9 protein-coding genes and 1 tRNA gene are annotated in these 10,982 nt (G+C 66.0%); 7 read left to right on the top strand and 3 right to left on the bottom strand.

The window, feature by feature from the left end; all coding sequences use genetic code 11:
- Positions 1-38: 38 nt before the first annotated feature.
- From EV687_RS08455 to EV687_RS08465, 3 genes are all read left to right on the top strand, one after another.
- Positions 39-956, top strand: a complete 918-nt coding sequence (locus EV687_RS08455) for an SDR family NAD(P)-dependent oxidoreductase (RefSeq protein WP_122231735.1) — start codon at positions 39-41, stop codon at positions 954-956.
- A gap of 78 nt (positions 957-1,034) precedes the next feature.
- Entirely contained in the window at positions 1,035-1,991 is a 957-nt protein-coding gene (gene ylqF, locus EV687_RS08460) for a ribosome biogenesis GTPase YlqF (protein WP_122231846.1), read from the top strand.
- Positions 1,992-2,061: 70 nt separating this feature from the next.
- Positions 2,062-2,137: transfer RNA gene (locus tag EV687_RS08465), tRNA-Thr, on the top strand.
- Positions 2,138-2,444: 307 nt separating this feature from the next.
- Here the strand turns inward: EV687_RS08465 and EV687_RS08470 are convergent.
- Together EV687_RS08470 and EV687_RS08475 are read right to left on the bottom strand one after the other, a co-directional pair.
- Positions 2,445-4,379, bottom strand: a complete 1,935-nt coding sequence (locus EV687_RS08470) for a sensor histidine kinase (RefSeq protein ID WP_242612543.1) — start codon at positions 4,377-4,379, stop codon at positions 2,445-2,447.
- 3 nt (positions 4,380-4,382) lie between these two features.
- On the bottom strand, positions 4,383-5,090 hold the full coding sequence (locus EV687_RS08475) for a response regulator (RefSeq protein WP_122231848.1): 708 nt from the start codon (positions 5,088-5,090) through the stop codon (positions 4,383-4,385).
- A 288-nt stretch (positions 5,091-5,378) separates the two neighbouring features.
- Between EV687_RS08475 and EV687_RS08480 the strand changes: the two genes are divergently transcribed.
- From EV687_RS08480 to EV687_RS08490, 3 genes are read left to right on the top strand one after another with little or no spacing between them, the layout of a single operon-like run.
- Positions 5,379-6,080, top strand: a complete 702-nt coding sequence (locus EV687_RS08480) for a gluconate 2-dehydrogenase subunit 3 family protein (RefSeq protein ID WP_122231738.1) — start codon at positions 5,379-5,381, stop codon at positions 6,078-6,080.
- A gap of 2 nt (positions 6,081-6,082) precedes the next feature.
- Positions 6,083-7,852: a GMC family oxidoreductase gene (locus tag EV687_RS08485; RefSeq protein ID WP_122231739.1), complete on the top strand. Its 1,770-nt coding sequence runs from the start codon at positions 6,083-6,085 to the stop codon at positions 7,850-7,852.
- A 15-nt stretch (positions 7,853-7,867) separates the two neighbouring features.
- Positions 7,868-9,226, top strand: coding sequence for a cytochrome c (locus EV687_RS08490; protein ID WP_122231740.1), 1,359 nt, complete (start codon positions 7,868-7,870; stop codon positions 9,224-9,226).
- Positions 9,227-9,343: 117 nt separating this feature from the next.
- Here EV687_RS08490 and EV687_RS08495 read toward each other — a convergent pair whose 3' ends face one another.
- Positions 9,344-9,775 (bottom strand): DciA family protein, encoded by a 432-nt coding sequence (locus EV687_RS08495; protein ID WP_242612544.1) that lies wholly within the window; start codon positions 9,773-9,775, stop codon positions 9,344-9,346.
- Positions 9,776-9,853: 78 nt separating this feature from the next.
- Here EV687_RS08495 and EV687_RS08500 point away from each other — a divergent pair, with 78 nt between their 5' ends.
- The gene (locus EV687_RS08500; RefSeq protein ID WP_122231850.1) at positions 9,854-10,867 is read left to right on the top strand and encodes a M23 family metallopeptidase; all 1,014 of its coding nucleotides are present in this window, start codon (positions 9,854-9,856) and stop codon (positions 10,865-10,867) included.
- Positions 10,868-10,982: the final 115 nt, after the last annotated feature.

Raw genomic sequence — 10,982 nt, forward strand, 5'->3', positions numbered from 1 at the left:
CGGCGGCACACCATCGGAATCAAGCAAGGAGAACCATCATGGCATTGGATTTTCAAGGGCGCGTAGCCATTGTGACAGGCGCCGGCGGCGGCCTGGGCCGCGAACACGCACTGGCTCTGGCGCGGCGCGGCGCCAAGGTGCTGGTCAACGACCTGGGCGGCAGCGTGCATGGCGAGGGCGGCTCCGGCGGCGCCGCGCAGGCCGTGGCCAACGAGATCACCGCCGCCGGCGGCACGGCACTGGCCAATGGCGCCTCGGTCACCGACTTTGCCGCCGTGCAGGCCATGGTGCAGCAAGCCATCGACGCCTGGGGCCGCATCGACATCCTGGTCAACAACGCCGGCATCCTGCGCGACAAGACCTTCTCGAAGATGGATCTGGCCGACTTCCGCCTGGTCGTCGAAGTGCATCTGATGGGTGCCGTGCACTGCAGCAAGGCCGTCTGGCCGCACATGGCGGCGCAGCAGTATGGCCGCATCGTCATGACCACCTCTTCGTCAGGCCTCTACGGCAACTTCGGCCAATCCAACTATGGTGCGGCCAAGCTCGCGCAAGTCGGGCTGATGCAGACCCTGGCCCTGGAAGGCGCCCGGCACGGCATTCACGTCAACGCACTGGCCCCCACCGCCGCCACCCGCATGACCGAGGGGCTGATGCCCGCCGAAGTACTGGCACAATTGAGCCCCGCCGCCGTGGTGCCCGCCATGCTGGTTCTGGCCCATGAAGAGGCGCCCACCCGCACCATCCTGTGCGCCGGTGCCGGCAGCTTCGAGGCCGCCCACATCACGCTGACGCAAGGCATCCATCTGGGCCTGGGGGGCGACACCGACACCGAACTGGCCGCGCGGCTGGCCCAGGTGCTGGACCGCGAGGGCGAGCAAGTGCCCGGCAGCGGCCAGGCCCAGGGTCAGCTCGAAGTGGGCAAGGCCCTGGCCGCACACCGGCGGTCCGACTGACGACGGATCATTGAACCGCCGGAAACCTGAGAGCAGTTGACCGCCCCGGGCCCATCCAACAACGAAGGCATTCTCCCCATGAGCATCCAATGGTTTCCCGGCCACATGCACCTGACCCGCAAGGCCATCGGCGATCGGGTCAAGACCATCGACGTGGTCATCGAGATGGTGGATGCCCGCCTGCCCGCCTCCAGCGCCAACCCGATGCTGCGCGAGCTGCTCACGCGCAAGCACAGCCTCAAGGTGCTGAACAAGGCCGATCTGGCCGACCCCGTGCGCACCCAGGAGTGGCTGGAGTGGTACCAGCAGAAGGAAGGGACGGCGGCCATTGCCATGGACAGCCACCACAGTGCGCCGGCGCGCGCGCTGATCGAAGCCTGCCAGCAACTGATGCCCAGCCGCGGCAGCATGGACAAGCCCATGCGCGTGCTGATCTGCGGCATCCCCAACGTCGGCAAATCCACGCTGATCAACACCATGGTCGGCAAGCGCGCCGCCAAGGCTGCCAATGAGCCCGGCGTGACCCGCCAGGAGCAGCGCTTTGCGCTGCAGGACGGCTTCTACCTCTTCGACACCCCCGGCGTGCTGTGGCCGCGCATCATCGTCGCGCAAAGCGGCTACAACCTGGCAGCGGCCGGCTCCATCGGCCGCAATGCCTTCGATGACGAGCTGGTGGCGCTGGAACTGCTGGCCTACCTGCAAAGGCACTACGGCGGCGCCCTGCTGGCACGCTACCCGGTCGCCGAGAACGAGGCCGAACTGCGCGCCCTGCCCGACCACGAACTGTTCGAGCGCATCGCCCGCAAGCGTGGTGCGCTGCTGCCGGGCAACCGTGTCAACACGCAAAAGGCTGCCGAGCTGGTCCTGCAGGACTTCCGCTCGGGCGCCATCGGCCGCATCACCATCGAAACCCCCACCGAATTCGAAGAGTGGCTGGCCACCGGCGAGCGCCTCGATGCCGAACGCCAGCTGCGCAAGGAGCAGTACCAGCAGGAGCGCCAGCAGCGCAAGTCGGGCCGCCGCACGCAGCGCTGACCGAACCCCGCGCAAGGGCCCAAAGGTTATTGCCGGCGTCCCGGCAAACCGGGTTAGAATGCGCGCCTTCGCCGGTTTAGCTCAGCTGGTAGAGCACCCGCCTTGTAAGCGGTAGGTCGTCAGTTCGAATCCGACAACCGGCACCATCCATGAAACCCCGCATGCCAACGCATGCGGGGTTTTCTTTTGAATATCAGATGGTTCTCCTGAAATCATGGGCAAGCATGCCCGCACAGGAACCCATGCAACGCTGAACTCCTGTATCCGTCCACGCATCCCTGTAGAAGAAGATCGAACTCGGGAACGCAGGCAGGGATAGACCATGAGACGCAGCGGAATCAGATGCAAACAAAGCTGTCGCATCCTGCATCGGACCTTCAACGCTGCGCTCCAGCCTTTCCAACTCATGGTCCGGTCGGCTTTGTCCTCATTCGTTGAGCCCATACCGCAAACTCATTGCGGCCGCCAGTCGCTCGGCTGCAGCCTCAGCTCCACCAACACCACAGTGGCGCCCGGGCTGGAATCCACCGTGAACCGGGCGCCCAGACGCTCGGCACGCGCTGCCATGCTGCGCATGCCGACCGACTGACCGGCACGCTGCACGTCCTGCAGATCGAAGCCTATGCCATCGTCCTCGATGCGCACGCACAGCTGCTCGGCGTCAGGCTGTTCGACCTTCACCCACACATGATGGGCGCGGCTGTGCCTGATGACGTTGGAGAGCGCCTCCTCCACCATGCGGGTGAGCAGCAGGCACTGCAGGGCACTGGGGCGCCCATCCTGCTCAAGCGCGCCTAGCCATTGCGGCGCAATGTGCCACTCGGATGCGATGCCGATTTCATCCAGAATGCGCGTGATGCGATGGCGCAGCGGAGCAATCCATTGCAGCGGGGTCTGCGGCACCAGCGCCGCCGCACTAGAGCCATGGTCGATCAACTGGTTGAGATCGTCGCGCAGGCCCTTGAGCAGAGACAGCACGCGCGCGCTCGGCAACGTCGGCGGTGACTGCTCCACCAAGGCCATACTGCGCACCAGGCTGCCGCCAAGGCCGTCATGCAGGTCATGGGCCAGTTGGATGCGCTCCTGCAGCTTGGCGTGCTCGACCGCCTGCGCCTGTTCTCGCGCCAATGCCTGCGAAAGTTCGGCGCGGGCCTGCTCCACCCGTTCCCTGAGCTCCAGATTGAAGCGCCTGACGTTGCGCAACTGCCGTGCGAATCGCCCACCCAGCAACAGCATCAGCAAGCCGATCACCAGCACTCCGCTGAGTGCCGCCCAGTCGCGCGCCACCTGCCAGCGATCGAACACGGAGAAAAAACTGTTGAACGCCACCACCGCGAACACCAGCCAGCACACGGCCAGCGTCATGTGCTGCAGGTTGCGGCCCTGGCGCTGGGGGCGCCATGCATGCCACTGGAATTGCAGGCAGTTGAGGAGGAACACCGCCATGGAGCCCTGCCAGACCAGGCCAAACCATTGGCCCGCATGCTCACGCGGCGCCAGCACCGCCATGACCGTGCCCAAAACCGCCAGAGACCACAGCACCCGCTCCACGCGCGGCAGCCTCTGCCGGCCGAAGCGGAACGTGAACATGCACACGGAGAGCACATAGAACACCAGCGCGACCAAGCTGAAGCGGCTGCGCGTCAATGAATCCGGCCAGGGCCATTGCGTGTATGCCAGGTAGGTGCTGAGATAGGCCATCCAGCACAGGGCCATCAATCCGAACCAGCCGTAGGCACGCTCCTGCCGATTGAGAACCCATATCAGCAGAAACAGCACGCTGGCCATGGCACACAGCACGGCGTTGATGAAATACACCGTGCGTTGCCGCCACAGGGCCTGTCGGTACTTCTCGGACACCGCCGTGGCACTGCCCAGCCGCAGCGCCCCCATGCCCGGCGAGAGTGCCGGCATGCCCACCGCGCGCACCCACACGGTGTTCACCCCTTCGCGCAGGGCCGATTCGGGCAGCAACCACCAGCGCGGCACATTCCAGCTGCGCGAGAGCGGCTCGGCCAGCGACGCGTCGCGCCACAGCAGGTCATCGTTGATGTATACCTCGCCTGCCACGCTGATGCCGTCAATGCCCAGCGCCAGCGGCGCACTGGCGGTACCACCGGTACCGGCCGCACAGGTGCGCTCCCAATCGATGCGGTACCATGCCGATCCATCGTGATGGGGCCAGCGGCGCGCCCACATATCAGGGAGCGTCACCTCCTCCCAGCCCGCGGCCGGGCGGGCGTTGGATGGTCCTTCGGCTGGTGCCGCCTCCGTGCGCAACACCCGCGGCGCGCACTCCTGCTGCAAATCCTGTGGCGAATCGGGCGCCTCCGCCCATGCCGGCAGCCCAACCAGCAGCAGTAGCAGCCACAACACGATACGACGCACCGGTCAGCCCTCGCCGACCATTCCACGCGCACGCGCCTCCCGCACGGCCATCGTGCGGGAGGAGACTGCCAGCTTGCGGTAGATGCGTTTCACATGGGTTTCGACCGTGTAGCGCGACAGATGCAGGCGCTCGGCGATCTCGCGATTGCTCAGTCCATCGACCACCAGACGCAGGATTTCGGTTTCGCGCGCGCTCAGCATCGCGTCCGGCATCGTTGGCGACTCGCTCAACCCGCTCGATGGCGCAGGCCTGGGCGCAGCGAGAAGCTCCAGAATGCGCCGCGCAATGAATGGGTCGATGGGGGCGCCACCACGCAGTACGCTGCGGATCGACAGCATCACCTCGACATCGTCGCGCTGTTTGAGCACATAGCCGGTGGCACCAGCCCGCAGCGCGCTCAGAATCAAGTCCTCCGAACTCCAGGCCGAGACGACCAGGATGCGCAGCCCGGGATCATCGCCGCGCAAATGTTCGATCAGCGCGAGCCCGCTGCCATCGGGCAACTGCAAATCCACCAAGACCAGCGCCACCGGCTGCTCGGCCAGCACCGCATACGCCTGCGCCAGCGACGCGGCGAACACCAGCGCATCATCTCCATACCCCAGTTGCCGCAGGATGCCGCGCAAGCGCTGCTGCAACAACGGTTCGTCCTCCACCACCAGCACGGGTGCCGGGAGCGCCGCATCTTTGGCAGGCAGGGGCAAGTCCATCATGGGAAGCGTACCCTGTGCACCAGGGTTCTAAGTGGCAGATGCCGCATCGTATTCCACTGGGCCGCTTTCGTTATCCCGGAAACCGGGTAATTGAGGCCGCGCAGCCACATCCTGCCCGCGTAGCGGCTGTTGCATATGCAGTCGCCATCGAGGCGGACATCCTCGCGCGACCAATGACCGCCAGCGATTGCAGCGAACTCGGCCGCCGCCAGCACGAAATCGCCAGGCCGCATAAAATCCGCCCCGCCTCACTATCAAAGAAAGCCCCACGAGGGCCATAACGGAATGTCAGACCCCCACGGATATCAAAATCGCCGCAATTTCTTGAAGGCGTCGGCCGCCGGCGTGGCATTGACAGGTGTACCTGTCGCGCTTCACGCCAAATCCAAAGAGCCGCCAGTTCCCCTCGATCAGTACAAGACCGAGTACTTCACCGCCGATGAATGGGCCTTCGTGCTCGCCGCCACGGCCCGCCTGATCCCTTCCGAAGGCGATGGCCCGGGCGCCATCGAGGCGCGCGTGCCGGTCTTCATCGACCGCCAACTCGCCGGCGACTATGGCCGTGCCGATGACTGGTACATGGTGGGCCCGCATGATCCGACGGCAGAGCCGGCGCGCGGCTGGCAGACGCCGCTGAACCCGGCGCAGCTCTACCGCCAGGCCATCCCCGCCTTCAATGCATGGTGCGAAGAGAAGTACGGCAAGTCCTTCACGGTGCTGGAAGCCGCGCAGCAGGACGAGGCCCTGACCGCCCTGCAAAAGGGCGAGGTGGCGATGAACCCGGAACTGAGCATCTTCTTCACCACCTTGCTCGCCAACACCAAGGAAGGCTACTTCGCCGACCCGATCCACGGCGGCAACCAGGGCATGCAATCCTGGAGCTACATCGGCTTCCCGGGCGCGCGCGCCAGTTACAAGGAATGGGTTGACCAGCACAACGTGAAATATCCACTCGGCCCCGTGTCGATCAGCGGTGAAAGGGCCTGAAGATGGCACGTATCGAAAAGAAGAAGGACGTCGTCATCGTCGGCCTGGGCTGGACCGGCTCGATCCTGGGCATGGAACTGGCCCAGGAAGGCCTTGACATCATCGCGCTCGAACGCGGCCGCGACCAGAACACGGTGCCGGATTTCAAGTATCCGAACCAGATCGACGAGCTGAAGTACGGCGTGCGCTTCAAGAACATGCAGCACCCCAGCCAGATGACGGTGACGGTGCGCCGTGACGAATCCGAGACGGCGCTGCCCTACCGCTCGCTGGGCTCGTTCCTGCCGGGCAATGGTGTGGGCGGCGCAGGCACGCACTGGAACGGCCTGAACTGGCGCCCGCAGCCCGAGGAGCTGAAGCTGCGCACCCATGTGCGCGACAACTGGGGCGAGAAGATCATCCCCGAGGACATGACGCTGCAGGACTACCCTGTCAGCTACGATGATCTCGAGCCCTTCTTCACGCAGTTCGAGCAGGTCGCGGGGATCTCTGGCAAGGCCGGCAACCTCAACGGCCAGATCCAGGAAGGCGGCAACCCCTTCGAGGGCTGGCGCTCGGCCGAGTTCCCGATGCCGGCCATGCCGTCGACCTACGACTCGACCAAGTTCCGCGACACGGTCAAGGCCATGGGCTACCACCCCTTCCCGGCACCGGCAGGGATCGCCTCGACCTCATACACCAATCCCTATGGCATGCAGATGGGGCCGTGCAACCTGTGCGGTTTCTGCGAACGCTTCGGCTGCTACCAATACTCCAAGTCCTCGCCGCAGACGACGATTCTCGATGCCCTCAAGCGCATGCCCAACTTCAGCTATCGCACGCATGCCGAAGTGCTGCGCGTCGAGATGGCTGCCGACGGCAAGACGGCCACCGGCGTGACCTATTTCGACGAGGCCACGCAGGAAGAGGTGTTCCAGCCCGCGGACATCGTGATCCTCTCGTCCTACCAGCTCAACAACGTGCACCTGATGCTGCTCTCGGGCATCGGCCAAGCCTACGACCCGGCCACGGGCGAGGGCGTGACCGGCAAGAACTACGCCTACCAGATGAACGGCGGCGTGACGATGTTCTTCCGCGAGGACCACTTCAACCCCTTCATCGGGCATGGCGCCAACGGCATCTGCATTGACGACTTCAGCGTCAACCAGAACGACTACGGCGCGCTGGGCTTCATCGGCGGCGCCTATTGGCGTTCGGGCTCCTTCAATGGCCAGCCGATCCGCTCGATGCCGCTGCCCCAGGGCACACCCGGCTGGGGAGCCGACTGGAAGAAGGCGATCGGCGAATGGTACGGCCACGCAATGTCGATCGGCACGCACGGCTCGCACATGTCCTACCGCAGCAACCACCTCGACCTCGACCCGGTCTACAAGGACCGCCATGGCCGCGCGCTGATGCGCATGACCTTCAACTGGAATCCGAACGACCTGCGGATGAACCAGTACATGAAGATCAAGGCCGAGGAAGTCGCCCGGGCCATGAACCCCGACAAGTGGCAATCCTCCTTCAAGGGCCTGGGCGCCAAATACGATGTGCGCCCCTACCAGACCACGCACAACACCGGCGGCCACATCATGTCGGCCAACCCGCGTGAAGGCGCCGTCAACCGCTACTCGCAGGCCTGGGACAAGCACAACGTGTTCATCACCGGCGCGGGCAACTTCGTGCAGAACACGCAGTACAACCCCACCGGCCTGGTCGGCGGCCTGGCCTACCACACGGCACACGCCATCCGTACCCTGTATCTGCGCAATCCGCGCCCGCTGGTTTAAGAAGGGAGAGCCACGATGAAGAAAACTCTCCGCATTCTGGGCGGCCTGGTGGTGCTGGGCGTCCTCGCCCTGCTCGCCTTCATTTTCGTGCCCGTCAAGCTCACGCCCCCCAGCGAGGTACTGCCGGCCGACTGGAAGGCCGAACCCGGCCGGGGCGAGTACGTCATGCGCGCCTCCGACTGCATGGCCTGCCACACCGCCGACGGCGGTGCGCCCTTTGCCGGCAGCCGCCCGATCCACAGCCCGCTGGGCACGATCTGGACGAGCAACATCACGCCCGACAAGGAAACCGGCATCGGCAACTGGACGCTCGACCAGTTCCGCGCCGCCATGATCGACGGCATCAGCGCAGACGGCTCGCACATCTACCCGGCCATGCCGTACGAGAACTACCGTCTGATGACCGAAGGGGACATCCGCGCCCTCTACGACTATCTGATGACGGAGGTCGAGCCAGTGAAAAACCAGGTCGAGGAAACCCGCCTGTCCTTCCCCTTCAACCTGCGCTTCGGCCTGCGCGCCTGGAACTGGCTGGCGCTGCGCCACGACGCCGGCTTCACCCCGGCAGGCACCTCACCGGCGCAGGACCGCGGCCAGTACCTGGTCGAAGGGCCGGCGCACTGCGCCGCCTGCCACAGCCCTCGCACCACTTTCATGGCCCAGAACGGCATCCAGCTCACTGACGCGAAGTTCCTCACCGGCGGCGTCGTCGACGGCTGGGATGCGCCCTCGCTGCGCGGCGCCGGCTCGACACCGCAAAAGTGGAGCATCGCCGAGATGGCGGACTACCTGGCCACCGGTCGCAATGCCCACTCCACCGCCAATGGCGAGATGACCCTGGTCATCGAGCATTCGCTGCAGTACCTGAGCGACGACGACCTGCACGCCATTGCCGCCTTCCTCAAGGGCATCGATGGTGCCAAGGTCGAATTGCCAGGGACCGCCGTGGCAGCGGCAGGCCCCAGCGCCCAGCCCGCCGCCGAGGCGGATGCCGCCGGCGCCGAGACCGCCAGGATGCTGACCGCCGCCTCGCCCGAGATGCCACTGGGCGCGCGCCTGTACCTCGACAACTGCGCGGCCTGCCACTTCGTCACCGGCAAGGGCTCGCCAGGCATCTTCCCCGAACTGCAGGCCAACTCGATGGTGGTCGGCTCCGAAGTCAGCCCGCTGATCTCGGTGATCCTGCACGGCGCCAGCGTGCCATCGACCGAACGCCGCCCGATGCGGCTGGTGATGCAGGGCTATGCCGATCGCATGGATGACGAGGAAGTGGCCGAGCTCGCCAACTTCCTGCGCACGGCCTGGGGCAACAAGGCTTCCGCCATCACGGCCGCCGATGTGGGCAAGGTCCGCAGCGCGCCGCTGACGCATTGATGGCATAACCGGAACCTGTTCGCGGTCTTTTCAGGAACAGGTTTCACCCCGCAGGAGTCGGCACCGGAGCCCGGTCCTGCCTTTGCTCCGTCCACGAAGCGCCGCAACTGCGGCGCTTCATTTTTGTTCGCCGGCTACCGGTGGCTGGCCCTGCGCCGAGCCGATGCGCAGGCGAAGCTGCGTGATGCGTGGCAGGGTCGGCAGCGCCGAGGCAGGGTCCTGACCCGGCGCCGATGCAGCCCTCTGCGCCTGCCAATGCGCCTGCAAATGGGCCAGCAGATCCGGCGACAAATGGCGCAATTTGGCAGCCGCCGCCGAATTTGGCACAATCAGGCACCATTGCTCCCCCTCCACGGGCCCGGCCTGCACCGTGCTTCGCAGTGCCACCGGCAGGAGCGGCCGTACCAGTTCCAGCAGCCGGGCGGCCTGCCCTGCCTGCTGGGCCAGTTGCGCCAGCAGCGGGGAGCGCTGCACGATCTGCTCCAGACGCATGTCGACTTTCTGCGGTGCGCGTGGCCCATGGGCTGCGTTGCGGAAGTTTTTGGCCATGGCCTGACGCTTCTGGAAGATGTTCAACGGATGCCGGCGCCAGCCTCTGTGCTGGCGCCACCCTGTGTGGAAAACACAATGCAAGTGATTATTGCCGATGCCCGGCTGGGGCGCAGCTACACGCTGAACCTTTCGCTGGTCACGCTGGTGCTGCTGACCCTGGCCGCGCTACTCACCGTCGGCCTGGCCGCCCAGGCCTGGCTGCTGCCGCAGCGGCCGGCCGCCGATGCCACCGTCCAGACCTCGCTGGTCTCGCAGCACGCGGGCGCGGGCAGCCGCGCCGCCTCCGCACTCGAAGAAGAGCGTGCCCAGATGCGCCAGAGCATGGACGACATGGCCCGCAAGGTCGGCGAAATGCAGGCCAAGCTGGTGCAGTTGCAAACGCTCTCCGAGCGGGTCTCCGACCTGGCCGACATCGAGGTGCCGGCCGAAGCCACCGAAACAAGCGAGGCCACTGGGGCCACGGCCCAGGCAGGGATGGCAGAGATCAATGCCGGCGGCACCGGCGCCGGTGGCCCGCTGGTGGCCGAGACGCCGCTGGCCTACCAGGAGGTGCTGGACATCCTCAGCAGCGTCGAGGCCCGCCTGACGGCCCAGACCGACTTCTTCACCGTGGCCGAGGCGCAGCTCTTCAATGACTTTCTGGAGCGGCGCATGATCCCGACCCAGGCGCCGGTGCCGGGTCGGCGCGTGGGCTCGCCCTTCGGGCGCCGCATCGACCCCATCACCGGCCGCGGCGCCACGCACACCGGGTTGGACTTCCAGGCCCCCAAGGGCACGCCCATCCTGGCCGCCGCCGGCGGCGTCGTCATCACGCAGGAATACCACCCGGCCTACGGCAACATGCTGGAGATCGACCATGGCAACAACCTGATCACGCGCTACGCCCATGCCTCCAAGCTGCTGGCCAAGCGCGGCGACGTGGTGCGCCGCGGCGAGAAGATTGCCGAAGTCGGCTCGACCGGCCGCTCCACCGGCGCGCACCTGCACTTCGAGGTGCTGGTCGCCGGCCAGCAGCAGGACCCGCAGAAGTTCCTCAACGCCGGCCAGAACGCCGACTGGAGTGATCTGCTGGCCCAGCAGCAGCGCTGAACGCCCGCCGCACCGCTTCAGGGCTGGCGGCCTGGCGCAGCAATGCCGCGCCAGTGCTTGAAACGTCCGCATGCCGCCACCATCTGCCAGCCTGCGGCCCTGCCTTTGGCCCCTC

Source organism: Corticibacter populi (assembly GCF_004217315.1).
Taxonomy (GTDB): Bacteria; Pseudomonadota; Gammaproteobacteria; order Burkholderiales; family Burkholderiaceae_C; genus Lampropedia; species Lampropedia populi.

Bases quoted from the DNA above. Each gene is read 5' to 3' on its own strand.
- EV687_RS08455 (WP_122231735.1), top strand. From the start codon at position 39: ATGGCATTGGATTTTCAAGGGCGCGTAGCCATTGTGACAGGCGCCGGC.
- ylqF (WP_122231846.1), top strand. From the start codon at position 1,035: ATGAGCATCCAATGGTTTCCCGGCCACATGCACCTGACCCGCAAGGCC.
- EV687_RS08475 (WP_122231848.1), bottom strand. From the start codon at position 5,090: ATGGACTTGCCCCTGCCTGCCAAAGATGCGGCGCTCCCGGCACCCGTG.
- EV687_RS08480 (WP_122231738.1), top strand. From the start codon at position 5,379: ATGTCAGACCCCCACGGATATCAAAATCGCCGCAATTTCTTGAAGGCG.
- EV687_RS08485 (WP_122231739.1), top strand. From the start codon at position 6,083: ATGGCACGTATCGAAAAGAAGAAGGACGTCGTCATCGTCGGCCTGGGC.
- EV687_RS08490 (WP_122231740.1), top strand. From the start codon at position 7,868: ATGAAGAAAACTCTCCGCATTCTGGGCGGCCTGGTGGTGCTGGGCGTC.
- EV687_RS08495 (WP_242612544.1), bottom strand. From the start codon at position 9,775: ATGGCCAAAAACTTCCGCAACGCAGCCCATGGGCCACGCGCACCGCAG.
- EV687_RS08500 (WP_122231850.1), top strand. From the start codon at position 9,854: ATGCAAGTGATTATTGCCGATGCCCGGCTGGGGCGCAGCTACACGCTG.